Origin of the sequence: Pseudoalteromonas sp. KG3 (assembly GCF_030436385.1) — a bacterium.
GTDB classification, from domain to species: Bacteria; Pseudomonadota; Gammaproteobacteria; order Enterobacterales; family Alteromonadaceae; genus Pseudoalteromonas; species Pseudoalteromonas prydzensis.
On the sequence record NZ_CP098523.1, the window covers coordinates 668,856 to 692,929 of the forward strand.

The 24,074-nt window shown below is 41.1% G+C and carries 23 protein-coding genes; 10 read left to right on the forward strand and 13 right to left on the reverse strand.

Annotated features, from left to right (window positions below; all coding sequences use genetic code 11):
- Window positions 1-41 precede the first annotated feature (41 nt).
- Window positions 42-1,940: a beta-ketoacyl synthase gene (locus NDQ71_RS03340; protein ID WP_064666898.1), complete on the reverse strand. Its 1,899-nt coding sequence runs from the start codon at window positions 1,938-1,940 to the stop codon at window positions 42-44.
- A gap of 126 nt (window positions 1,941-2,066) precedes the next feature.
- On the opposite strand from NDQ71_RS03340, the gene NDQ71_RS03345 reads away from it, so the two are divergent.
- Entirely contained in the window at window positions 2,067-3,092 is a 1,026-nt protein-coding gene (locus tag NDQ71_RS03345; RefSeq protein WP_283710661.1) for a GlxA family transcriptional regulator, read from the forward strand.
- An 18-nt stretch (window positions 3,093-3,110) separates the two neighbouring features.
- On the opposite strand, the gene NDQ71_RS03350 is transcribed toward NDQ71_RS03345, so the two are convergent.
- The 6 genes from NDQ71_RS03350 to NDQ71_RS03375 all read right to left on the reverse strand — a co-directional run bounded on the left by NDQ71_RS03350 (window position 3,111) and on the right by NDQ71_RS03375 (window position 8,474).
- A complete protein-coding gene (locus tag NDQ71_RS03350) occupies window positions 3,111-3,626 on the reverse strand; it encodes an MgtC/SapB family protein (RefSeq protein ID WP_064666900.1) in 516 nt (171 codons plus the stop codon).
- A gap of 19 nt (window positions 3,627-3,645) precedes the next feature.
- The gene (locus NDQ71_RS03355) at window positions 3,646-4,749 is read right to left on the reverse strand and encodes a GNAT family N-acetyltransferase/peptidase C39 family protein (RefSeq protein ID WP_064666901.1); all 1,104 of its coding nucleotides are present in this window, start codon (window positions 4,747-4,749) and stop codon (window positions 3,646-3,648) included.
- Window positions 4,749-6,143, reverse strand: a complete 1,395-nt coding sequence (locus tag NDQ71_RS03360; RefSeq protein WP_192540553.1) for a RimK family protein — start codon at window positions 6,141-6,143, stop codon at window positions 4,749-4,751. Before NDQ71_RS03360 ends, NDQ71_RS03355 begins: the two co-directional genes overlap by 1 nt.
- A 327-nt stretch (window positions 6,144-6,470) precedes the next feature.
- Entirely contained in the window at window positions 6,471-6,947 is a 477-nt protein-coding gene (locus NDQ71_RS03365) for a GreA/GreB family elongation factor (RefSeq protein ID WP_192540584.1), read from the reverse strand.
- Window positions 6,948-7,006: 59 nt separating this feature from the next.
- Window positions 7,007-7,675, reverse strand: a complete 669-nt coding sequence (locus NDQ71_RS03370) for a DUF2987 domain-containing protein (RefSeq protein WP_192540552.1) — start codon at window positions 7,673-7,675, stop codon at window positions 7,007-7,009.
- Window positions 7,668-8,474, reverse strand: coding sequence for a glucosaminidase domain-containing protein (locus tag NDQ71_RS03375; protein WP_192540551.1), 807 nt, complete (start codon window positions 8,472-8,474; stop codon window positions 7,668-7,670). Before NDQ71_RS03375 ends, NDQ71_RS03370 begins: the two co-directional genes overlap by 8 nt.
- A gap of 176 nt (window positions 8,475-8,650) precedes the next feature.
- On the opposite strand from NDQ71_RS03375, the gene NDQ71_RS03380 reads away from it, so the two are divergent.
- Window positions 8,651-9,940, forward strand: coding sequence for an anti-phage deoxyguanosine triphosphatase (locus tag NDQ71_RS03380; RefSeq protein ID WP_192540550.1), 1,290 nt, complete (start codon window positions 8,651-8,653; stop codon window positions 9,938-9,940).
- Between the two features lie 9 nt (window positions 9,941-9,949).
- On the forward strand, window positions 9,950-10,948 hold the full coding sequence (gene glsA, locus NDQ71_RS03385; protein WP_192540549.1) for a glutaminase A: 999 nt from the start codon (window positions 9,950-9,952) through the stop codon (window positions 10,946-10,948).
- 60 nt (window positions 10,949-11,008) lie between these two features.
- On the opposite strand, the gene NDQ71_RS03390 is transcribed toward glsA, so the two are convergent.
- A complete protein-coding gene (locus NDQ71_RS03390; protein ID WP_192540548.1) occupies window positions 11,009-13,171 on the reverse strand; it encodes a prolyl oligopeptidase family serine peptidase in 2,163 nt (720 codons plus the stop codon).
- A gap of 148 nt (window positions 13,172-13,319) precedes the next feature.
- On the opposite strand from NDQ71_RS03390, the gene NDQ71_RS03395 reads away from it, so the two are divergent.
- From NDQ71_RS03395 to NDQ71_RS03425, 7 genes are all read left to right on the forward strand, one after another.
- Window positions 13,320-13,631: a DUF962 domain-containing protein gene (locus NDQ71_RS03395; protein WP_064666909.1), complete on the forward strand. Its 312-nt coding sequence runs from the start codon at window positions 13,320-13,322 to the stop codon at window positions 13,629-13,631.
- Between the two features lie 127 nt (window positions 13,632-13,758).
- Window positions 13,759-15,606: an ABC transporter ATP-binding protein gene (locus tag NDQ71_RS03400; RefSeq protein ID WP_192540547.1), complete on the forward strand. Its 1,848-nt coding sequence runs from the start codon at window positions 13,759-13,761 to the stop codon at window positions 15,604-15,606.
- Window positions 15,607-16,011: 405 nt separating this feature from the next.
- Complete coding sequence (gene mnmA, locus NDQ71_RS03405; protein WP_192540546.1) at window positions 16,012-17,112, forward strand: tRNA 2-thiouridine(34) synthase MnmA; 1,101 nt, start codon at window positions 16,012-16,014, stop codon at window positions 17,110-17,112.
- On the forward strand, window positions 17,112-17,714 hold the full coding sequence (gene hflD / locus NDQ71_RS03410) for a high frequency lysogenization protein HflD (protein WP_192540545.1): 603 nt from the start codon (window positions 17,112-17,114) through the stop codon (window positions 17,712-17,714). The genes mnmA and hflD overlap by 1 nt, the downstream gene beginning before the upstream one ends.
- 32 nt (window positions 17,715-17,746) lie before the next feature.
- Entirely contained in the window at window positions 17,747-19,117 is a 1,371-nt protein-coding gene (gene purB, locus NDQ71_RS03415; protein WP_192540544.1) for an adenylosuccinate lyase, read from the forward strand.
- A 73-nt stretch (window positions 19,118-19,190) separates the two neighbouring features.
- Window positions 19,191-20,336, forward strand: coding sequence for a cupin domain-containing protein (locus NDQ71_RS03420; protein ID WP_192540543.1), 1,146 nt, complete (start codon window positions 19,191-19,193; stop codon window positions 20,334-20,336).
- 12 nt (window positions 20,337-20,348) lie between these two features.
- A complete protein-coding gene (locus NDQ71_RS03425; RefSeq protein ID WP_192540542.1) occupies window positions 20,349-20,807 on the forward strand; it encodes a GNAT family N-acetyltransferase in 459 nt (152 codons plus the stop codon).
- 85 nt (window positions 20,808-20,892) lie between these two features.
- On the opposite strand, the gene NDQ71_RS03430 is transcribed toward NDQ71_RS03425, so the two are convergent.
- The 5 genes from NDQ71_RS03430 to NDQ71_RS03450 all read right to left on the reverse strand — a co-directional run bounded on the left by NDQ71_RS03430 (window position 20,893) and on the right by NDQ71_RS03450 (window position 24,068).
- A complete protein-coding gene (locus tag NDQ71_RS03430; RefSeq protein WP_192540583.1) occupies window positions 20,893-21,342 on the reverse strand; it encodes a DUF4826 family protein in 450 nt (149 codons plus the stop codon).
- Window positions 21,343-21,487: 145 nt separating this feature from the next.
- Window positions 21,488-22,279 (reverse strand): SDR family oxidoreductase, encoded by a 792-nt coding sequence (locus tag NDQ71_RS03435; RefSeq protein ID WP_283710653.1) that lies wholly within the window; start codon window positions 22,277-22,279, stop codon window positions 21,488-21,490.
- 26 nt (window positions 22,280-22,305) lie between these two features.
- A complete protein-coding gene (locus NDQ71_RS03440) occupies window positions 22,306-22,809 on the reverse strand; it encodes a DUF962 domain-containing protein (protein WP_192540541.1) in 504 nt (167 codons plus the stop codon).
- 83 nt (window positions 22,810-22,892) lie between these two features.
- On the reverse strand, window positions 22,893-23,312 hold the full coding sequence (locus NDQ71_RS03445; protein ID WP_064666918.1) for a hypothetical protein: 420 nt from the start codon (window positions 23,310-23,312) through the stop codon (window positions 22,893-22,895).
- An 81-nt stretch (window positions 23,313-23,393) separates the two neighbouring features.
- Window positions 23,394-24,068 carry a Crp/Fnr family transcriptional regulator gene (locus NDQ71_RS03450; protein WP_192540540.1) on the reverse strand — a complete coding sequence of 225 codons (675 nt, stop codon included), beginning with the start codon at window positions 24,066-24,068 and terminating at the stop codon, window positions 23,394-23,396.
- Window positions 24,069-24,074 lie beyond the last annotated feature (6 nt).

The following is a 24,074-nucleotide window of genomic DNA, read 5'->3' on the forward strand; positions in this document are numbered from 1 at the left end:
AAGGCGCTATAGAAGCGCCTTGCCAAACAAGAATTATGTGCTTAAAACATATCTTGATAAGGATTCGTTTTAGTAAATGCAATTGCTTTGTCAAAACCTGGGATCTGCATATCGGTTTGTGAAATAACAATGTCATTTTCATCAATCATGCCATCACCAAAGCGATAAATTAGCTCATACTGGCCTAAATCGGCTTGCTGTTGGTAACTGGTTTGTGCAGCCGTGACGGTTTGATTTGTCACTGCGTATGCTTTCATCACATCACTGCCATGGCGTTTTGCTAACATTTCCATGGTTACCTTTGGAGATAACACAGTAGCTGTAGCATTATTACCACCAAAGCCTTTTGAATTGATAAAGGCGATATCCATATCAGCACATTGATAATGCTCAGTACGAATATCTAAATGTTGGTTATACACATCATCAGCCACTTTATCTATAGTGGTAATACCCGGCATAATGTTGTGACTAAATACTCCCAGTGCCATAGCTAGTTGATCGCCACTTGCAGGTGCAATGGTATGCCCTACATACGCTTTAGGCGCGGCAACTTTCCAGTTATCGATTGCAAAGGTTTGCGCTACACGATGATAAATTAGGGATTCAGTTACACGGTTTTGCGGTGTACTTGAGCCATGCGCTAAAATAAAGCTGCGTTGCTGAACAGCTTCCGCACCTAAGATATTAGCCGCTAATGCTACAGATTTTGCCATGGTGATGTAGTTACCAGGCCCAGGTGCTGTGATCGATTTTTTTACGCCATCAGCATTTACAAACACATCAGCTACTGAGCCCATGATATCGGCACCTAGCGATAATGCGAGCGCATCATCCATTAAAATCGCGACTTGCGCGCCTTCACCGATGGTAAAGCCACAGTTTTCACCAAATGGACGACTGGTACGACGATGATCTACCGTCTCAGTGTTATCTAAACGCTTTAGACCTTCTTCGTTAGCCAATGCGCCCATATTACCAAAACCTTCAATGATCTCAGGGGTAATAGCACATTCTGAAGACGCGACAACAGCGACACGAGTTCGCCCAGCTTGAATATCATTCACAGCTGCGCGTAGATTATATAAAAACGTGGCACAAGCCCCTGATGTGGTGAACGTAGTACCCACATTACCGGTAACATAAGCATTGATAAAATCAGTAGACATGGTATTTAAACCAAGTGCTAACTGTTTAGTGCTAACACGCTCGCCTTGCTGGCGCGAACGAATTAAACCACCAAGCCCTTCATCATTCACTTGCCCTACAACAGACGCAGAATAAGTACCAATTTGATCTGGTTCAACACTGTTCATGATCTGTTGCCAATCAAGGCCAGTTGAGCGAATTGCATCCGTTGCCGCAAAAATGGTGGCTTGTAAACCACGCGGTTGGTAACGACTGTTATACATACTGGCAGGATCAAAGCCTGTCGGTAATTGCCCAGCTGCTTTTATTGGGTTGTCACGGGTGCTGTCGTGCTTTATATCAAGCTCAGCACTAATGGTAACTTTTACTTTTTTATCGGCTAAATCTTCAATTAACCAGCTTGACGGAATTGGCTGCGGTAAGTCACGACGTCGTGCTTCAAATACGATAGCTTGCTCATCGCTAAGCGTTAATGTCATTTTTTGCTGCCACGGCGTTGCATCAACATCAAAATGGTTTTCTTCAATTTTACGGATCAACGTACCAGCAATAATTTGTTCGCCAAATTGTGCTTCAATATCGCTTTGCTTTACTAAATTACCTTGTTGGTCTCTTAATTCGCCCTCTTGTAATGATACAAGATTCATTAAAGTCGCTAAACCTAGGAAAGTTTCTTGACGTGCGTCGGCAGTCAAATTATCTAACACGATACGACGATAACCTTGATGAAATGAGGTACGGCCCGCGGCGTTAATTCCGCCCATGCCGACAATAACGGGTAATGCTGTCATAATTTACCTTGAGAAAACGTGTTATAGGAGAAGTAGCTAGTTTAGATGGATTTTACCGCCAACATTGTGCTTAAATAGCCAAATAACAAGCCTAACAGGCCAAACGTAACTGGTCGGAGCAATTTAATGGACAAAAATCTCAAACATAGCCCGTTACAGATCAGTATTTTGGTCTATCAGCATTTATTGATCACTAGTTTAACGCTACCTATTGAGATGCTCAGAGCGGGAGAAGCCTACGCAAAAGGTCATGCAAAAGGCGATGGAATAACAATGCAGTTTAGGCCACTGCTGATCAATTTGATTGCAGAAGATAACAAGCTGATTCAAAATCGCAGTGGCTTGGCAATTTTACCTGAATACACCTATGCCGACGCTCCGTATAGTGACTTGATCATTGTTCCTGGTATTTGGCGCAACCCTCGCCCTGTTGTTAGGACAAATCAAGGCTTAGTAAAGTGGCTTACGAGCAGTTGGCAGCAAGGTAGTTCAATTATTGGTGTGGGTACTGGTAACTGTTTAGTCGCTGAGGCCAACCTATTAAATGGTCACCCAGCGACAACCCACTGGCATTACGCAGAGCAATTTAAGCGTGATTATCCACAGGTATTACTCAAACCTGACTTTTTCATCACCCAATCAGAACGTTTATACAGCGTGGCAAGTTTGAATGCGTTAGCAGATGTGATCGTGCATATTATTAGTCAATATTATGGACAAGCAGCTGCTCAGCATGTTGAGCGTAACTTTTCACACGAAATACGCAAACCTTATGAAGATCAGCGCTATCTTGAGGGAGCTGTAGATAGACACCCTGACGAACTGATTGCGCAAATTCAATTTTGGCTAAAAAACAATTTAGCCGCAGAGCAAAGCCTAACCGAGGTGGCGCAATTATTTGGCTTAAGTTATCGTTCGTTTACACGCCGGTTTAGAGTTGCGACCAATCAAAGCCCGATTGAATACTGGCAACAACTTCGGGTGCAAACGGCAAAGGAGTTATTAGCATCATCAAACTTATCAATTCAAGAAGTGGCACTAGAGGTGGGCTATAACGACCAAGGGCATTTAACCCGCGTGTTCAAAAAATTACTCTCGCAAACCCCCAGTGATTACCGTAACGTGGTGAGAAGAAAGTTATTTGGCAATTAATTAAACAAAAAACGCCACTTAATCGTGGCGTTCTTGCTCTTTTTTATTGCCTCTGTAATACCGTTTAGAGTAAATTTTCACATGCCGATGGACACCTTTACTCAAACTTTTAAACTTAGCTTCAAGCACATCCACCCCATATAAAATCCCAACGACCAATATCGACAGTTTAATTGCTGCTAATAAGTTATTAGTCGCGATCACCACCCCTATGGCTGCTAATACCCAGATTGTGGCAGCCGATGTAACTCCTACCACAGCACCATCTTTAGCGAGCATCACTCCAGCACCTAAAAAGCCGATGCCAGTAATAATTTGACCAACCACGCGCGAGTGGTCAATCACATCACCATGGAGCATAAACGCTGTAGCTAAAAACAAATAAGTACCTAATATAATCAGTACTGAGGTTCTTATTCCTACTGGTTTGCCCCGTAACTGGCGTTCCATACCAATCAAAGCACCACAAAATGCAGCACTGCCAATAGCTGACCAAGAATAAGGGGCAATATCTAAAAGTTCATATACTGTCACTGTATTTCCTACTACAACATCATATCGCTAGCGCCAAAGCGGTGCTCAAGCGAGAACTGCCAAAACTAGCCATTTTCATAAAATCACTTCTTGCGATTGGTACGTGTTGGCAATCAATCGCCAGTTGTTTGTCGCTTTCACAAAACGGATCGTGAACATATAAACAATGCGCATCCAAGTGAGTCACACACACCCAATGCGGCGATTTTTTACCATCAAAACGATAGGTGCTGATCAACAACACCACGGCCATTTTTTCGCCAAGCCATCGCTCAATCTGTTCAAGCGTTAATTCTTGGTATTTAACATCCAGTTTGTGGTTAATTGCTTCGACTACAAATTGATTGTGGACCGTATGTAAAATCGCCTTTTTGTTGTCGTTTCTTACTCCATCAACAAACAATGTATCGCGGTTATTAATAATAACTTGCGCTTTAAAACCACGTTTATTTGCCGCAAGTGCCAGTCCTAATGGATGACAACCACCGTGACCTGAGGTCATGAATATGGTGGTTGCTTCTCGCCAAATATCAAGTTCACTGACTTGCGTGATAGTGGTTCTTTTTATTGATGACATTGCCATCAATAAAGCCGCAGGGCCACAGGTAAACTCGGTTGTTTGCTGATACCACGGTGTGTCCCGCGTAAACTCAAGCTCATTGGTATTACGAATGTTTTTTTGCATTCGTAACGCATCACTGTGATCGTCGTAATAATCGCTATATTGACCAAATACCCGATAGCCAAGTTTTTTATACAAGGCAATGGCGGCTAAATTATTGACTGCCACTTCAAGGCGCATAAACACCCGCCCACGCTCAGCCGTGGCACGTTCAAGCGCGTTTAGTAATTGCTGAGCAATGCCTTTACCTTGTGCTTGTGGTGTTACTGCTAACGAATATAAACGGGCTAAACGTGTGCCTTTATGACACCACACCAACCCGTACCCAAGTAATTGATTAGCCGATTCAGCGACTAACAAGATACCGTGTTTCGCTATGATCCAACGCTTTAAACTACGTGCGCTTAATCTATCTTGGCTAAAACTTTGTTGCTCTATTGCAAGTAGTGCCTGTAAATCAGCCTCTGTGGCAGCGCGTACTGCCACATTATGATCAGACATTAACCTCGACCTCGGGCTTCAAGCCGCTGTTTAAATTCATCCATGATGATCATATACAGCTCATCGCCCAGGTAGCCATCTTCAACTTTATGATCAATGCTTGGGTTATCGTTTACTTCAAGCACATAAGCACGGCCTTGATGCTCTTTTACATCAACGCCATACAAGCCTTTACCAACGGTTTTACAGGCTTTTAGAGCTGCATCAAGCACCGCTTTTGGTAGCTCAAAGGTTGGCAGCGTTTCAAAACCACCAGAGAAAAACCGTTTCGCATCATGGTTGTATATTTGCCAATGATTTCGCGCCATTAAATAACGACACGCATAAATAGCACGACCATTTAGCACCCCTACTCGCCAATCATACTCGGTATACATATACTCTTGAGCTAGCACTAAAGCGCTAAATTCAAACAACTCATTGAGTTTAGCAACCAACTCGGTGCGATCCGCAACTTTATACACCCCCTTAGAAAACGATCCTTCCGGCATTTTTAGCACTAACGGATAGGTGAAGCTATCTTCAAGTTGAGTGATGGTTTCATCACTTTGATCTGCCACCACCAAGGTTTTTAAACTCGGCACTTTTTGGTAATTAAACGCATCGTGTAAATACACTTTATTACAACAACGTAAAATAGACTCTGCGTCATCAATTACTACTAATCCTAAGCTCTGTGCTTTGCTTGCTAAACGATACGTTGGATGATCAATTGCTGTGGTTTGACGAATAAACAACGCATCAAACTGAGCGATATTATCTATCTCATCAAAACTCAGTGCCTGCGCATGAATACCATGTTTACCGGCAGCTTTAATGAAGCGTGCAATCGCATCTTTATCACTTGGTGGTACTTTTTCATTGTGATCGACCAAAATTGCCATATCCCAACGAAAACGTTTTTGGGTGCTACTAATGCGCCACTGCGTTTGCGTAAACTCAGTTAGTTTAGCTACAAAGTCCTGGTGCTGTTGGTCATTCAATGACGCCAATGAACCTTGTTTTAATAGCCCTTGTTGATCAACAAATAAAATGGGTGATGGGTACTGTTTAAATACGGCTTTGGCTGCTTTACTTTGTAATTCATTAACTGCATGACCAAAGTATAAAGCATCAGTAAGCACGCCAATGTTGAGCATCAAAGTTTGCCCGCTGCGCAACGCATTTATGGTTTTAACACTCGGTAAAACTTGGTGTTTACGTGCTTCTGCAAGTAATGAGCAATAATAGCCTTTACTCAAGTATTGGCTTGAGTCGCATAAATTAATAATGCGCGTTTTTGGCTCATTATGCTTTGGATAATCTCGTAAGTAGGTATTGAAGGTAATTACGTTTTCGAATGAGTGAGCAAGTGACTGCTCGTTGTTATCAACCACAATCAAGGTTTTAAACACGACTTTTCCTAAAATAAGTCAAAATAAAAATATATAAAAATCAATTTAAATAGAAACACCCATACTGCTAAGTAATAGTTGTGCATAACACATGTACTTAACAGGATGGGTGCTTTAGATTTAGCTACTGCTTAATCTACAGGTGATTTATAAAGGGTTTTTATTCGTCTTACCAACGAGTAATTTTTAGCGTTAGGATAAGTAAATTTAATCAATGACGTTACAATTAGAATATCTAAAAAAACGCCTTTTAGAAAGTATCGAACCTCCATCTAAACCATTGAATATAATTGAATTTAAAAATGTATTGTAGCCGTAATTGATGGTTTAAAGTAGGTTAATAATAGTCAATTGTTGGCTTTTCCCGGCAATACTCAATGTCACCTCATCATCGCATCGCTTATTTAATAGTGCTTTACCTAATGGCGCATGGGGAGTCAGTACTTGAACCTGATATTGCTTATGTTCGACAATTAATCCTCCCGCATTTGGTCCCATATAAAACCATGCCTGTGCCCCTGTTTCATACTCAACACAGACCAACGCCCCCACTATAACTTTGTCGCTGATGACTTCTTTAAAGCTTTGTTCAAATTGTTGAATACTCAGATAACATTCATTCACTCGTTGCGCCTGCCCTTGTGCTAAGTAAGCTGCCTCTAAGCCAAGTGTGTCGTATTTGTTTTCTGCGACATTCTCTTCATGGGTTGCTGCGTCATGTGCTGTTTTAGCCGCTGATTTTGCGGTTTCTAACTGAGCAGCTAAAGCAAAGCGTAAATGCTCTATGAAATGGGTTTTATTGATCATGTTATCTATTCGTCATCAGTAATAAAGGCAAAGGAATTAGTTGACGCTATTAGCGCTTATTTAGCAATCCATGGCGTCACTTTTAGCAATGGTGTAGAGATAGCAAATGCGGTTTTATCATCTTGCCATTGCTCATCGACACTGACATGACAAACCGATTCTTGACAGTCAAAAGCTGGATCAGCGATAGTCACTGGTGAAGTAAATGTCAGTACCACTCCTTTTTGCTCAGGTAATAAAAAGCTCATTAATTTACTAACAAAAAATCCAGATAAGTTGGAGAGTAACTCATCAAACTCGCCGTCAAGCTGGTATAACTGGTGCTTATTTAGATTACTGTTAGTGAACTCGCGAGCTTCTATTTGCAGTTTTAACTGACAATCATGGTTTTCATTAAGTGGCTCAATCACAACCACAGCTTTGTTTGTATCAAGCTGTTTGTCGTACGGTAATAATAACTGAGCTTGCTCTGTGTAATTGAGTGGAAATTCTTCTCGCTCAGTAATAATGCGGCCATTTTTAATTAAACATTCCTCATTAGTGGCTATATCAGTGATATAAAAATTAACTTGGGCAAATTGAAAATCACCTTTATTAACCACTTTTAATCGGTCGTAAAAACCATCATAAGAAACCACAAACTCTTTAGCTTGAGCAGTAAATGCAGCCATAGAAACAACAGCAGCAGCTAGCAGGTTGGAAATATAACGATTGGTATTATTCATCAAAGTAAGCTCTATTTTGGTTGATCATCTGATTTAGTTCTTCAATATACTCTTCACCGCGCTCAGAATATGAAGTCAATCCGTAGCTCAATTGAGTAGCTGTGATCGGTTTCTGTTGCTGACGTAAATCGGCGCGAATATTGCGTAACTGTTTATAAGCTGCATGGGTATTAATGTTTTTGAAATATGAATTAACCGCTGCACGCACAGATTTAAACGCTGCAACTTCATGTTCTGCGCCGCTGTTACGGCGATTCGGCACCATACCGCAGCCTTTGCTATAACACCATTGACCAAAAAAGTTTAAACCAATGCGAGCAAAACGTGAGGTTCCCCATGCAGATTCGTTGGCAGCTTGCATCAATGCCAATTCTTTGGGAATGATGTCAACGCGACGCAGCGCTTGCTTTAACACTAAACTGTCTATGGTCGCTGGTAATTTATAACTATTTAAAATCGTTTTAACTTGTTTAGTTTGTGTACTACTTAGTGGCTCGTCATATTGCACCATCATCAACGCAATTTCTAACGTAGCTCGCTGTTGTAAAATCTTCTTATTTTCAGCTTCAATATGTGGACGAATAAAGTCGAAAAACGCATGTTTTTTTTCTTTTACATCAGTAAAACTATTAAAATCAGGTAGTTTGACATTGTGTAAGGGTTTTTCTGGTTTTTTAATTGCGGGTTTGGTTGCAATTGTTTCATTATCAATTAATGAAGTCGATTTTTCTATGAATGGGTAACTCAACGCCCAGATAAAAAATAGGCTAACAATTAAACGAAAAAGGAACTTTAGCATGTATTCTCTCAAAAAAACTAACATATATGCATGGTCTATCCACATGCATGTGACTGGCCATTATACCTAACCACTCAAATAAAGGCGAATATCCACACCTGAATGATTTATAATCTAAAAAAATCGGCTACAATTAAGCTCATATAAACCTTGAAGAAGTTTTGGATATTCATTTCATGGAATTAGATTGGCAAAGTCGTATTATTGATCAAAAGAAACACCGCCCTAATGATAACCGCTCACCTTGGCAGGTGGATCGCTCCCGTATAATCCATGCAGCCGCATTTCGTCGTTTACAGGCAAAAACTCAAATAATGGGCATTGGCTTAAATGATTTTCATCGCACACGGTTAACCCATTCGTTAGAAGTGTCACAAATTGGCAGTGGCTTACTTCGCCATCTAGAAAAACAACACCCTGATTTTAACCATTTTCCCGATCCCAGTTTACTTGAAACACTGTGCTTAGCTCATGATATAGGTCACCCTCCTTATGGCCATGGTGGCGAAATTGCGCTTAATTATATGATGCGAGATCATGGTGGCTTTGAAGGCAACGCGCAAACACTCCGAATTGTATCAAATCTTGAGCCATACAGTGATGGCCACGGTATGAACTTAACGCGGCGTACTTTGCTTGGGTTTATCAAATACCCTGCTTTTATCGATGATTTATGGCACACCATACCCAATCACGAACCACAACGCGCTTATATCAAAGCGGATGACTGGCGACCAGCGAAAGGCCTTTATAGTGATGATAAAGCGACGTTCGACTGGATCATAGCCCCACTCACTCCCGCAGATAAACAGCGCTTAGGCCACTTTAAAGCAATTGATGAGTTTCGCTCTAAAACCAGCTTTAAATCCCTCGATGCTGCCATTATGGAACTTGCCGATGATATTGCTTATGCAGTGCATGATCTTGAAGATGCCATTGCAACGGAGCAAATCACCCTTAAAGAATGGCAAAATCACGCTTTGCCTGCACTTGCCCACGTTGAGTGTGAATGGTTAATACACAGCAAAATAACCGAGCGGCTATTTTTAGGCAGCGAAGCACAACGAAAAGATGTGATTGGTGAATTAGTAAACTTGTTTATTACTCAATCATCTATTACACATACTGACTGTGTATTTGATAGCCCAATTTTAAATTTCACTGTGGTATTGCCTGAAAGTTACCAGCAGCTACTCGATGCACTAAAGTCATTCATTTATCAACGACTGATACGCGCATCACATATGCAGCAAATTGAATTTAAAGGGCAAAAATTAATCATTGAATTATTTGAAGCATTTGCCTGTGAGCCCTTACGGCTATTGCCCGAAACAACGGCGAACATATTTCGTCAAGTACAACAACAAAACGGCAATACGCAACGGGTTATTTGTGATTACCTAAGTGGTATGACAGACGAATATGCGTTTAAAACGCATCAACGTCTGTTTTCAAGTAATAATTAAAAACTCACCATGACAAAAACATTGCAAGCCTGTTTGATAGCCCTGTCAGTAGTTTTAGTAACGCCCAGTTATGCTAAAACCCCTCCTTCAGAGTCGCGATTTGAACAGGTTCTCAGTACAGCACATGCTTTATATAAAGATGTACAAGCAGGTGCAAATGCAGATTACATTCCTGCTCTAGCTAAGGTCGATTCCAACTTGTTTGGTATTGCCATCGTAACGGCGCAAGGCAAAGTGTATAGCAAAGGTGATGTTGATACGGAGTTTTCAATTCAGTCAATTTCCAAAGTATTTACCCTCTCATTAGCAATGGAGCAGCAAGGCGCGGATGCTATTCAAGAAAAAATTGGCGTAAATGCAACGGGCCTGCCATTTAATTCAGTGACCGCCATCGAGCTTAATCAAGCGCGTGCCGTAAACCCTTTGGTTAACGCAGGTGCTATGGCGACTGTCAGCTTACTCGACGGCGATACCGATAAACAAAAATGGGGCTCAATTGCGCATTGGTATAATGATTTTGCAAACCGAAAATTAACGGTACTTGATGATATTTATAAGTCCGAATCAGCGACCAACGGCCACAACCGTGCCATTGCTGAATTATTAAAATCATACGATCGTTTTTATGCTGACGTTGATTTAGCGCTTGATGTATACACTCGCCAGTGCTCTGTGGGAGTCACCACAAAAGATTTAGCAATGATGGCCTCGGTGCTGGCAAATGCAGGCGTACACCCTATCACGGGTAAAAAACTGATGGAGCCAGAGAATGTATCCCGTGTATTAGCGGTAATGACCACCGCGGGACTATATGAAACCAGCGGTGATTGGGCATATCAAGTGGGTCTGCCAGCAAAAAGTGGCGTTGGTGGTGGGATCATTGCCGTGGTACCGGGTAAATTCGCCATTGCGGTATTTTCACCAAAATTAGATAAAGCAGGTAACAGTGTACGCGCACAACTTGCTATTGATTATATTGCTGAAAAAACGGATGTAAGAATATTTTAAACGATTAACAAGAAAAAATGCCGCAGCAATTGCTGCGGCATTTTTTCTTGTATTACTCAATTACAGTGATTTAATACCCATGTTGTAAAGCGTAAAGCCATAGATATCTGCATATTGATCAATAATTTTGCTGGTTGGTGTACCGGCACCGTGACCTGCGTTAGTTTCAATGCGGATAAGATACGGATTGTCGCCTGCCCCTTTAGCTTGCAGTTCTGCAGCAAATTTATATGAGTGTGCTGGCACTACACGGTCATCATGATCGCCCGTAGTGACCAAAGTCGCAGGGTATTTAACCCCCGTTTTCACATTATGAACTGGTGAATACCCTTTCAAGTACGCAAACATTTCTTTACTTTGCTCACTGGTACCGTAGTCATAAGCCCAGCCGGCTCCAGCTGTAAATGTATGATAACGCAGCATATCAAGCACACCAACAGCAGGGAGTGCGACTTTAAATAGTTCTGGGCGTTGAGTCATTACAGCACCCACTAATAAGCCACCATTTGAACCCCCTCGCACCGCTAAGTAATCACTTGACGTGTATTTTTCGGCATTTAAGTATTCAGCTGCGGCAATAAAATCATCAAATACATTTTGCTTTTTAAGCTGTGTACCTGCATCGTGCCACTTTTTACCATACTCGCCGCCACCACGAATATTAGCAACCGCATAAACGCCGCCTTGCTCCAACCACGCTGCAATTGTTGAGCTAAAGCTTGGTGTCATACTGGCATTAAAGCCACCATAACCATATAAGATTGTTGGGTTTTTGCCATCTCGTTTTAAGTCTTTTTTATAAGAGATGATCATCGGCACCTTGGTACCATCTTTAGATCTATAAAATACTTGCTCAGACGTGTACGCCTCTGAATCAAACTGCGCACCAGATTTACGATACACTTCAGAGTTCCCCGTGTTTACATCAAACGAATAGGTGTTACCCGGTGTGGTGTAATTGGCAAATGAATAATACAAAGTGGTACTTTCTTTTTTACCACTAAAGCCACGCGCAGTGCCCACACCTGGTAGGCTAATTTCACGCACTAACTTACCTGTTTTATCGTATTGTTGCACTTTAGAAATAGCATCGACCATGTACTTAGCAAAAAAGAAATCGCCACCTTTAGACATGCTTAATACATTGTCTGTTTCTGGGATCAAATCCTGCCACTGCGCAGCTGTTGGGTTTGCCGCATCTACCGTCACCACTTTTTTATTCGGTGCATTTAAGTTAGTAACTAAAAATAACGTGCTGCCATCGTTATCTAATAGATATGTGTCTGAGTTGGTATCACCAACAATCGTCACTAACTCACTATCAGGCTTGGTTAGGTCTTTAATAAACAGTTTATTACCTGAGGTAGACACGCTGGCTGATATTAATAAATAACGGTTATCACGGGTTACTGAGGCACCAATGTAACGGTGTTTTTGTTCATCCGTACCGCCAAAGATCAGCGCATCGGTAGATTGTGCTGTGCCTAACTTATGGTAAAACAGTTTATGTTGATCAGTCTTTGCAGAGAGTTCACTGCCTTTAGGCTTATCATAGCTTGAATAGTAAAAGCCATCGTTACCGACCCAAGACAAACCACTGAATTTTACATCAATTAATGCTGATTCAAGTTGCTCTTTAGTCTCGGTATTAATAATGATCACTTTACGCCAATCGCTGCCACCTTCAGAAATCTGATAAGCAGCCAATGAGCCATCTTCAGAGAACGTAAGACCCGACATTGAAGTCGTACCATCTGCACTGAACTTATTTGGGTCGAGGAATACCTCAGCTTCGCCTTCACCTTTTGTACGATAAAGTACATATTGATTTTGTAAGCCATCATTTTTATAGAAGTACGTGTAATCACCTTCAGTAAATGGCGCTGTTACTTTTTCATAGTTCATCAGCTTTTCAAGGCTGGCTTTTAATTTATCGCGATAAGGAATATTCTCAAGGTACGAGAAAGTCAGGTTATTTTGTGTTTTAACCCACTGTGCAGTATCGCTGCTCATGTCATCTTCTAACCAGCGATAAGGATCTGCAACCTGTTCATCAAAATATTGATCAACAACAGTCCCTTGTTTTGTTTCAGGATAAGTAATAGATTGAGTAACAGTCATGGTTGGTTTGGCATCTTTTTCCGCGGGCATTGATACTGATGGTGATTCAGTACAACCCCAAAGCGCAACTAAAACGGCGCAGCTAATGGCTTTTTTTAACATTGTTATGATCTTTGGTTTATTTGTTAGAACTCGCACGGTATAAATTTAGTTTAAGCTTGTCTAGTACAATGAGATCAATGCACCTATTATCTGTAAAGAATTGTAAAACCCTGTATGTTAACCCTTAATAACAAAAAAGATAACTAACATGAAGAGTACGCCTGAATTTACCAGTTTTAAACGCTTTTACCCTTACTACTTAAAAGAGCATAGAAATGTAACCTGTCGTCGCCTGCATTTTGTTGGCAGCTCCTTAGTACTGATAATCATTTTATACGCACTGTTTAACCAACAATTTATGTTATTGTGGTTGCTTCCCATTGTTGGCTATGGCTTTGCCTGGGTTGGCCATTACTTCTTCGAAAAGAACCGCCCCGCGACCTTTAAATACCCGTTTTATAGCTTGTGGGGTGACTGGGTGATGTTTAAAGACATGTTAGTCGGAAAGATTAAGTGGTAGTAAATCTGCTACCCTTTTTACAGCATTGCTTTGAAGTAATTATCGAGCAATAAGTCGATATCTAGTCCTGTTTTTGTCGCGCTTCAGTGATATAGTTAACACCATTTTCGCTATTCAAGATATTAAAATGTATCGATTATTTGAACGGATGATTAAGCCGTTTCCACAGCAACAACCTACTCAGCCTCCAGCAACGTTATTTGCGTTTTGCCGTCATTACACCAAGGGCATGGAAGTCTCGCTGTTCTTTATGTCGCTTAGTGCAGCATTACTAGCAATTTTAGAGGTATCTTTATTTAGTTATATGGGTCAGCTTGTTGATTGGCTCAGTGCTTATACACCCGAAACATTATTTGTTGAGCAAAAATCTGAACTCATAAAAATGGCGCTTGTGCTGCTTGTTGTATTGCCGACGGTGGTATTTTTTCATTCAGCAATACTACATCAAGCTTTATTGGGGAATTACCCAATGTCAATTCGCTGGCTTGCACACCGTTACCTGCTACGTCAAAGTGTCAGCTTTTACCAAAACGAATTTGCCGGACGGATTGCTACCAAAGTAATGCAAACCTCCCTTGCTGTTCGCGAAACGGTGATGAAATTACTCGATGTACTTATGTATATTGTGGTGTATTTTGGCGCGATGGTGTTTTTAGTTGCAGAAGCTGACTGGCGGTTAATGATCCCATTACTGGTGTGGTTAGCTTTGTATATTTTGATTCAAATGTACTACGTGCCTAAGCTCAAAAAAGTAGCCAGTTCACAGGCTGATGCCCGCTCTGAAATGACAGGTCGCATAGTTGACAGCTACACTAACATTTCCACTATTAAATTATTTTCTTACACACAACGTGAAGAGCAATACGCAAAAGACAGTATGGATGTGTTTTTACAACCTGTTTATAAGCAAATGCGCTTAGTTACTAGCTTGAATTTTGCTATTCAAACCCTTAACTACTTCTTGGTATTTAGCGTTGCAGCACTGTCATTGTATTTATGGACCCTCAGTGCTATTAGTGCTGGCGCAATCGCGATTGCCGTCAGCTTAGCGCTGCGCTTAAATGGCATGGCACAGTGGATCATGTGGGAAATTAGTGGCCTATTTGAAAACATTGGCACTGTTGCCGATGGTATGAAAACTCTATCAAACCCGATAGAAGTTGATGATCAACCCAATGCCGACACCTTGCAAGTCAGCGCAGGTGCTATTGAGTTTAAACAAGTACACTTCAATTATGGCAAAGCCGCCAATGAAACTCAGCGTGGCGCGGTGATCAATAGCTTAAACTTAAACATTAAAGCCGGTGAAAAAATAGGTTTAGTGGGTCGCTCTGGAGCTGGTAAATCAACGCTGGTTAATTTATTACTGCGTTTTTACGATGTAGATAGCGGCAGTATTAATATTGACGGTCAAGACATCTCAAAAGTGAGCCAAGAAAGCTTACGTAAGTACATTGCGATGGTCACCCAAGATACCTCTTTATTACACCGCTCGGTAAAAGAAAATATCTTATATGGCCGACCCGACGCCAGTGATGAAGAAATGTTGTGCGCGGCCAGACAAGCCAAAGCACTTGAATTTATCGCCGATCTTGAAGACAGTAAAGGTAATAAAGGCTTTGCCGCGCAAGTTGGCGAACGAGGTGTAAAACTCTCCGGCGGACAACGCCAACGTATCGCCATTGCCCGCGTGCTGCTTAAAAATGCCCCAATCCTGATTTTAGATGAAGCAACCAGCGCGCTTGACTCTGAAGTCGAAGCAGCTATTCAAGCCAGCCTTGATGATTTAATGACAGGAAAAACTGTGATAGCGATTGCCCATCGACTCTCCACTATTGCGCAAATGGATAGGCTTATCGTGCTTGATGACGGTGGTATTGTAGAGCAAGGTAGCCATGACGAACTGCTGGCGAAAAATGGCATTTATGCCGCTTTATGGGCGCATCAAACCGGTGGTTTCATCGGTGTAGAATAACTTTTACCTAACCACAACACCTCGCTAAGTTGCAAAATCGAAACCCAGTATTTTGCAACTTAACCAGCTAAATTTTTCTGCACACTAAAAGCCAGCCAAGCTTCAAGCAGCATTGCAATTAAAATCGATTTAAACCTCTTTAAAACCAAACTGTTGTGCGTTTCTATGGCAATTACTCTCATTGTTGTTGCTTGTTAAAATGGGTTGCTATTGTTGCAAAGTAACGCCTTGATATTAAACCCGTGTTAAACGCTGGGTTCTGCACCTTGAGGTGGTTTGGGTATACTGCTATAATCGCGGCCTTTCATAGCCGGCGTAATTTGTCAGAGTCTCTTTTCTTTAGCTCTGTAATACGTGTAAACGCTAGTAGTTTAATGACAGCAACCTGTATAAGCGAAATTATCCATGAGCGAAAATAGTCACATTAAAGTCATCGTTGGCATGTCCGGCGGTGTTGATTCTTCTGTATCAGCTTATCTATTAAAACAACAAGGCTATCAAGTTGAAGGCTTGTTTATGAAAAACTGGGAAGAAGACGATAATGATGAATATTGCGCTGCGGCAGATGATTTAAAAGATGCCCAAGCGGTCTGTGACAAGCTTGGTATTGAGCTGCATACAGTTAATTTTGCCGCAGAATATTGGGATAACGTGTTTGAGTATTTCCTTGCTGAATATAAAGCAGGTCGTACACCGAATCCAGACATCATGTGTAATAAAGAAATCAAATTCAAAGCCTTTTTAGAATTTGCAGCCACCGCCCTTGGTGCTGACTTTATTGCCACCGGCCATTATGTGCGTCGTGAATTACGTGATGACAAATACGTTATGTGTCGTGGCCTTGATGATAATAAAGATCAAAGCTACTTCTTATATACATTAAGCCATGAGCATATAGCACAAACGCTGTTCCCAGTTGGTGATATAGCCAAACCTGAAGTGCGTCGCATTGCAGAAGAGCAAGATTTAATTACTCACGATAAAAAAGACAGCACTGGTATTTGTTTTATCGGCGAGCGTAAATTTAAAGACTTTTTACAAAAATTCTTACCTGCACAACCGGGTGTTATTGAAGACACCGATGGCAATAATGTTGGTGAGCATGAAGGCTTGATGTATCACACATTAGGACAACGTAAAGGTTTACTAATTGGTGGCATGAAAGAAGGCTCTGGCGAACCGTGGTACGTGGTTGATAAAGATCTAGATCGCAACGTATTGGTTGTTGGTCAAGGTAAAGATCACGCCCGCCTATACAGCAATGGCTTAAATGCTAACCAATTACACTGGGTTGACCGTGCTGGACCAAAAGGCACCACGCGCTGTACAGTAAAAACGCGTTATCGCCAAGAAGACATCAACTGTACCCTACTCGTTGGTGATGATGGTTTCGCAAGAGTGTTATTTGATGAGCCGCAAAAAGCCGTAACGCCTGGTCAATCGGCAGTATTTTATGCCAATGAAGTGTGTTTAGGTGGTGGTATTATTGACTCGGTGATCAAATAATGAATGAAAACCAAGTCATGGCACTTGCAGCCATGTGCCAAGTTGCCAAACAAGTACAAAAAATTGCACAGTATGGCAGTAGTAATGACTACGAGTTAGAAAAACTGTTAAACAGCATTGTAGAAACATCGCCAGAATCACCCAGCGATGTGTATCAAGGCACTGAAAATCTGCGTGATGGTTATAAATGTTTACTTAATCAACTCAGTGCTGGTGAAAAGAAAGATGTAGAAATCGTCAAATACGTTGGCGGTTTAATGCAACTGGAACGCGCTTTAAGCGCCAAAGCAAGTAGCTTAGCGGAACTTGGGAAAAGCATTGAAGATGTTAAACGACGCCTTGATCACTTTGCCATTACCGATGACACTGTGATAGCTGCCCTTGCCGATATTTATTCAAAGGTGCTTAGCCCCCTTGGGCACCGAATTCAGGTTTATGGCAAACCTGATTTATTAAAACAGCAATTAGTACAACACAAAATACGTGCATTATTATTAGCAGGTATTCGCAGTGCAGTATTGTGGCGACAAATGGGCGGTAAACGCCGCCACTTTTTCTTTGCGAAAAGAAAAATCATCGCCATTGCTAAAAACCATATTTAATTATCGTTCAAAACTAAAATTTAGGAGTTATTATGGAGCTTTCAGCGTTAACAGCTATCTCTCCGGTGGATGGTCGCTACGGCAGCAAAACCACTGAACTACGCAGTATTTTCAGCGAATTTGGCTTGATCAAATACCGTGTAACAGTCGAAGTTCGTTGGTTACAAGCCCTTGCAGCTGCGGATGCTATCCAAGAAGTACCGGCATTTAGCGACGAAGCCAATGCTTTACTTAACGCGATTGTTGATAACTTCAGCGAAGCCGATGCCCAGCGTGTAAAAGATATCGAACGTACCACTAACCACGATGTAAAAGCGGTTGAGTACTTATTAAAAGAAAAAGTAGCGGATAACGCCGAGCTACATGCAATCAATGAGTTTATTCACTTTGCGTGTACATCAGAAGACATCAATAACCTATCTCACGGTTTAATGCTCACTGAAGCACGTAATGAAGTGTTACTGCCTTACTGTGACCAATTACTTAATGCAATTAAAGAAAAAGCCATTGAGTATAAAGCAGTACCTATGATGACCCGTACGCACGGTCAACCAGCAACACCTTCAACTATGGGTAAAGAATTTGCTAACGTGTATATGCGCTTAAAGCGTCAACGTGATCAAATTGCCCAAGTTGAAATGTTAGGTAAAATCAATGGCGCAGTTGGTAACTACAACGCTCACTTAAGCGCATACCCGGATTACGATTGGCATAACCATGCAGAACAATTTGTAACGAGCCTAGGGTTAACATTCAACCCATTCACGACACAAATTGAACCGCATGACTATATTGCAGAGCTATTTGATGCAATTGCACGTTTTAACACGATTTTATTAGATTTCGATCGTGATGCATGGGGCTACATTGCACTAAACCACTTTAAGCAAAAAACCATTGCTGGTGAAATTGGCTCATCAACTATGCCACATAAAGTTAACCCAATTGATTTTGAAAACTCAGAAGGTAACTTAGGCCTAGCGAATGCCATCTTTGGTCATTTAGCACAAAAACTACCTGTTTCTCGCTGGCAGCGCGACCTTACAGATTCAACAGTACTGCGTAACCTAGGTGTAGGCATGGGCTATGCGTTAATTGCATACCAATCAACACTTAAAGGTGTGAGCAAGTTAGAAGTAAATGAGCAACGTTTACTTGAAGAGCTTGACCAAAACTGGGAACTGCTCGCAGAGCCAATCCAAACCGTAATGCGTAAATACGGCATTGAAAAACCATATGAAAAGCTAAAAGATTTAACTCGTGGTAAACGTGTAAATCAAGAGATCATGGCTGACTTTATCGATGGTTTAGATTTACCAGAAGAAGCAAAAGTTGAAATGAAAAAACTAACACCGGCTAACTACATTGGTCGTGCAGTCGAGTTTATCGACAACCTAGTTTAAGCTTTTAGCTAAAATGTTTACAAAGCGAAAGGTAGCCCTTTCGCTTTTTTATTCCTATCGAGTGGTGATCATCATGTATCAATTAACGATTAACAACCTTACAGAACAAGAATTTCTATCTGAATATTGGCAAAAAAAGCCGCTATTGATCAAACAAGGTTTTGTAGATTTTGTCGACCCACTTGATGCAAATGAACTGGCAGGCCTTGCCATGGAAGAGAGTATTGAGTCGCGTATCATTACCAATCAGGATAATGATTGGCAAGCCTACCACGGACCATTTGAAGATTTTGACTTACTCAAAGAGCAGCACTCAACTCTATTAGTACAAGCTGTGGATCATTGGCATCCAGCTGCTGCCCAGCTACTTGAACCATTTCGCTTTATTCCTAACTGGCGAATTGATGATTTAATGATTAGTTTTTCAACTCCCGCAGGTGGTGTAGGCCCACATTTAGACCAATACGATGTGTTTATTATTCAAGGCGAAGGCAAGCGCCATTGGCGTGTCGGTATGCCGGATAGCAATTTAAAACAATTTGCACAAAATAAAAGTCTCTTACAAGTTGAGCAATTCCCTGCTGTTATTGATTGTATCCTTGAACCAGGTGACATTTTATATATCCCGCCAGGCTGTCCACACGAAGGTTACGCAGTAGAAAATGCGCTTAATTATTCAATTGGTTTTCGCGCGCCTAATCAGCGTGATTTACTTTCAAACTTCGCTGATCACATTATCGATAAAGAAGCTGGTAATAGTCGCTATCAAGATCCTGACATTATGCTTCGTGATTCTAAAGGCGAGATCCAAACAGCCGAAGCCGAAAATATTAAGCAATTAATGCAAGCAATGCTAAATGATGATGCTTTATTTAAAACATGGTTAGGTACAACACTCAGTCAGCCAAAACATGAAATGGATTTAATGCCACCTGAAGATTTATTTGATAGTGAACAAGTAGCTGAGCTATTAATGGATGATGAGATTATTTTTGAGCGTTTAGGTGGCACTCGTGCGTTATATCAAGTTTTTGAAAACGAAATACTTCTAAGCGTCAATGGCGAGAACTATCACCTTCTTGTTAGCGATCTTGCAGCGGTTAAATTACTCACCGATCACACCGAAGTGACAGCAGAGCAATTAAATAGTTCAAAAAATAGTTTAGTTTTTGTACAAACCTTTACTACACTTCTTAATGAGGGGATTTGGTTTTGCTAGGAGTGTGTTTTTATGGGCTATCATATCAACAAGGTCGAGTGGGAGTTAGGGAAGGAGTTATTACAACAGATCAGAGAGCGGGTCTTTGTATGTGAACTACATATTCCCAAACATATCGAATTTGATAATCTTGATCGGTATGCTCATCATATACTAGTAACTGATGACAGTCAGGGGCCTGTTGCAACAGGGCGATTATGTAGTGATGGCCTGATTGGCCGCATTGCGGTGCTGCCAGAGCATCGTAATCGCTCTGTGTATCGCTCACTGCTAACATATATTGTTGAACTTGCACAGCAACAAGGCTGTGATTGCGTCAGCATTAATTGCATTTTAAATGAGGTAGAGCGATTTAAACGCAATGGCTTTGAACAACAAGGCCATGTATTTATGGAAGCAGGTATTCCTCGGCTGCGAATGCAATGCCCGATAAATCGATTTAATACCAAACCATTTACGCTGGTGCATTAATTTGATCAATAAAGCGAACTAATTAAGCTGCAAAGTCAGCTAGTTAGTTCGCTTTAGTAAAACTAATTATTTCGAGCTAATAACGTTATTTAGCTTCGTTTTTCCACAACTCTTCTCTTTCGTACATCTCATAAAGACCATGTGCACGATTAATTAAAAGATTAGCAAAATCAACTTGCGTTTTATCACGCGCGCCGCCGCTGTGAATGATTTGATCAGCTTTTAACTGCCATTGCAGAGAAAAATAACGCAATGCATCACGGGCATTTTCAGCAACCGATGCTAGCGCATGATCCGTTGGGAGGCGACCGGTGATCACCCAATAGATTTTTCCGTCTTGAGCTTTAAACTTCCACAAAGCACATAATGGGGCAATAAATCGGCTTTCTTTTTCTATTAAGCTTTTTGGCATCACGCCTTTTTCAGCTAAGTGCTTTTGTGCATTTTGAAAACACTCGCGTTGCCATGCAATACTCTGCTGCTTTGCTTGTTCTTGTTCTTCTGGTGTTAGCGGTTTAGCTTGTTTTGATTCCACTTGTTCTTGTTCCATTACAATAGTTACTCTTTTACAACATTTTTTACACTTTAAGGGCATACAATTTATGGTGCAAGCAATAAACGACAAAACTTCCTCGTTGTCCGTGTGTTTGTTTGCTATTCAGCCAATAAACGAGGTTATGTTAGCGATAGCTGGTTCTTGCTGTTAAACGGTTAAATAAACCAGGAAAAAAACGCTTAATCGTTGGCGCCCAACCACTGATCCCCTCACCTATTACAACTTCATCTTGCCCTTTCGCTATGGCGTTGATCATCTGCTTAACCGCAAGCGTGACATCCATACCATTTTCAATTGAGTGTTCTGCCTTATTTTGCGCTACACCATGTTCATTAAGTGAATTATGGGCAATAGCGGTTTTTATAGAACCTGGGCAGATTGTCAGGCAATGAATATTTTTATTTGCAACCTCTGCGCGCAAACAATCCATAAAACCTACGACTGCATATTTAGAGCCAGAGTAACCCGTTCTAAACTGAGAGCCAACTTTGCCTGCGACACTACTGATTGATACTACAGAGCCACCGCCATTTTTAACCATACTCGGTAACACCGCTTTAGTGAGTGCCACTAAACCAAAGTAATTCACTTCCATTAACTGGCGGTATACTGAAAAATCATTTTCTAAAAATAAACTACGCTGCGACACGCCACCGTTGTTGATCAAAATATCAACTTTACCAATGTCATTAATGTTTTTAGTTACGTACTCAAGCACTTGCTCTGGTTGAGATAGATCAAGTGGAATAACTTTATGTTGAGTGCCTGCTAATTCATTACTTAGCTGCTGGAGTTTTTCGACATTACGGGCTGATAAAATAACCTGCGCGCCCAACTGCGCAAACTGAATTGCTAACTCTTTGCCAATACCTGAGGATGCACCGGTGATCCACACTGTTTTATTATTAAAATTCATTAGTTACCTTTATTGATATTGGTTGTTTAAGGTTTAGTTGGACCTGCAATTTCAGTCACTTCATGTTCGAGTGTTTTATAGAAACCCAACATAAAAAGTAGCTCTACAAGCACAAACAAAGGTCCAATCACAAGGCCAACTATATCGTCAACAAACGCCGGTTTTTTGCCTTCATAATAATGGCCGATAAACTGTAACAGCCAACCAAGCACAAAAATCCCTACACTGATCAGCAACCAGTGACTAAAAGTGAGTTGCGCAATTGGTGCAGCGACAATAGATAATAACACTAACAGCACGGCCATAATTAATCCCAATGACACACTGAGCATTAAGTAATAAACCACTGACGCGAATACCGCAATCTGTGCGCCATTAAGCGCAAACGCTCCGATTGGTATATGAATACGTGCAAGTAAACAAATAACCGCAAATACAATCAAGGGGATACCAAAAAAGTGCGTTAGAACATTACGTTTTGAGCGGTGATATAAACCATAATTACCAAGTTGTTGTTGTAAGGTTTTCATCTTGTATTCTCGTTTTATTGGCTAATAAAACTACTTTAGCAAATAACTATAAAGTAACAATGTCTGATATCCGACATTTAAAGCTAAACTAATGCACTTATAATTTTTCCTTTGTCATGCTCGGGCGCTTTAGCTTGCAGCTCTCGGCCCTTTTGATACTCGTGCTCAAGCATCTTTTGCAAATTTTCCATTTGTTCAGACAGCGCGCTTGTATCACCGTCTTGATCGTGTATTTTCTTTGCTAACTCTTCAATTGCAGCCTTAAGCTCAGCTATTTTTTCTTTATCAACGCCTAATCGTTGATAAATAAGTGCTTCATTTGCCTGTTCGAGGAAATTTTTTTCATAGCTTGGGTTTTTAAGCGCAGTTACTGTATCAACTTGGCTAGTATTTGCCATATCCGGCAATTCAGTTGCCGCTTTTGGTGGCATCACTGTTTGTGTTTGATCAGGCGCACGATATGGCTGCGTACGGTACTGGTTATGAAAAGTAAGTAAGCTCATTGCCTCAATTCCATTGAAAAGATGGGTCACCTCCCATGCTTAGCAATTATGAAGCCAGTTAGGGACAAACGGATAAGAAATTTACTGCGTTAATGCCGCCAGCTTTGCTTTATCAATAATTTCGATGCGTTGATAATGCAAAGATACAATGCTTTTTTCGCTTAGCACTTGTAGAATTTGATTGATTGTTTGCCGAGTTAAGTAGGTCATATCTGCAAGTTGCTGCTGCGATAGCATCACAGTTTCGCGATCACCCGACCGCGAAGTAACAGCCATCACAAGCAGCCGTTTACAGACTTTTTGCTGTGCAGTTAATAGCGCATGATCTTCCAGTGATGTAAATAATAAACACATTTTATGCGATAGCAGTACACCAAAGTCATGCCAATACACAGGTTTAAGGGTCAGTAATTGCAACAGTGAACGATGTGGTACATGCAGTAATCGGCTCGGTATTTGTGCATGTACATCATGAGTGCGCAGGCCACCATCAAATAAAGCCACTTCGCCAAACCAAATAGCAGAGTCAATAAAACTCAAAACTGCCTCTTTGCCATCGCTATTTGCGCCACTGACTCGTATTACCCCATTAAGTACAACGTATAAACCTGAGTTTTTATCACCACGTAAAAATAACGCATCACCAGCATCAAGTTGTATAACCTTTGCATGTTGCAATAACGACTGCTGAAACTCATCACAGCGACTACTAAACCAATTTCCTTGGTTAATTATCGCACGGTCCTGTTCATTCATTGCGGT

Excerpts from the sequence above, each read along its gene's own strand:
- NDQ71_RS03340 (WP_064666898.1), bottom strand. The coding sequence starts at position 1,940 with ATGACAGCATTACCCGTTATTGTCGGCATGGGCGGAATTAACGCCGCG.
- NDQ71_RS03380 (WP_192540550.1), top strand. The coding sequence starts at position 8,651 with ATGGAATTAGATTGGCAAAGTCGTATTATTGATCAAAAGAAACACCGC.
- NDQ71_RS03450 (WP_192540540.1), bottom strand. The coding sequence starts at position 24,068 with ATGAATGAACAGGACCGTGCGATAATTAACCAAGGAAATTGGTTTAGT.
- mnmA (WP_192540546.1), top strand. The coding sequence starts at position 16,012 with ATGAGCGAAAATAGTCACATTAAAGTCATCGTTGGCATGTCCGGCGGT.
- NDQ71_RS03370 (WP_192540552.1), bottom strand. The coding sequence starts at position 7,675 with ATGAATAATACCAATCGTTATATTTCCAACCTGCTAGCTGCTGCTGTT.
- NDQ71_RS03375 (WP_192540551.1), bottom strand. The coding sequence starts at position 8,474 with ATGCTAAAGTTCCTTTTTCGTTTAATTGTTAGCCTATTTTTTATCTGG.
- NDQ71_RS03440 (WP_192540541.1), bottom strand. The coding sequence starts at position 22,809 with ATGAAAACCTTACAACAACAACTTGGTAATTATGGTTTATATCACCGC.
- NDQ71_RS03420 (WP_192540543.1), top strand. The coding sequence starts at position 19,191 with ATGTATCAATTAACGATTAACAACCTTACAGAACAAGAATTTCTATCT.
- NDQ71_RS03395 (WP_064666909.1), top strand. The coding sequence starts at position 13,320 with ATGAAGAGTACGCCTGAATTTACCAGTTTTAAACGCTTTTACCCTTAC.
- NDQ71_RS03400 (WP_192540547.1), top strand. The coding sequence starts at position 13,759 with ATGTATCGATTATTTGAACGGATGATTAAGCCGTTTCCACAGCAACAA.
- NDQ71_RS03425 (WP_192540542.1), top strand. The coding sequence starts at position 20,349 with ATGGGCTATCATATCAACAAGGTCGAGTGGGAGTTAGGGAAGGAGTTA.
- hflD (WP_192540545.1), top strand. The coding sequence starts at position 17,112 with ATGAATGAAAACCAAGTCATGGCACTTGCAGCCATGTGCCAAGTTGCC.
- NDQ71_RS03445 (WP_064666918.1), bottom strand. The coding sequence starts at position 23,312 with ATGAGCTTACTTACTTTTCATAACCAGTACCGTACGCAGCCATATCGT.
- NDQ71_RS03355 (WP_064666901.1), bottom strand. The coding sequence starts at position 4,749 with ATGTCTGATCATAATGTGGCAGTACGCGCTGCCACAGAGGCTGATTTA.
- NDQ71_RS03435 (WP_283710653.1), bottom strand. The coding sequence starts at position 22,279 with ATGAATTTTAATAATAAAACAGTGTGGATCACCGGTGCATCCTCAGGT.
- NDQ71_RS03390 (WP_192540548.1), bottom strand. The coding sequence starts at position 13,171 with ATGTTAAAAAAAGCCATTAGCTGCGCCGTTTTAGTTGCGCTTTGGGGT.
- glsA (WP_192540549.1), top strand. The coding sequence starts at position 9,950 with ATGACAAAAACATTGCAAGCCTGTTTGATAGCCCTGTCAGTAGTTTTA.
- purB (WP_192540544.1), top strand. The coding sequence starts at position 17,747 with ATGGAGCTTTCAGCGTTAACAGCTATCTCTCCGGTGGATGGTCGCTAC.
- NDQ71_RS03345 (WP_283710661.1), top strand. The coding sequence starts at position 2,067 with ATGGACAAAAATCTCAAACATAGCCCGTTACAGATCAGTATTTTGGTC.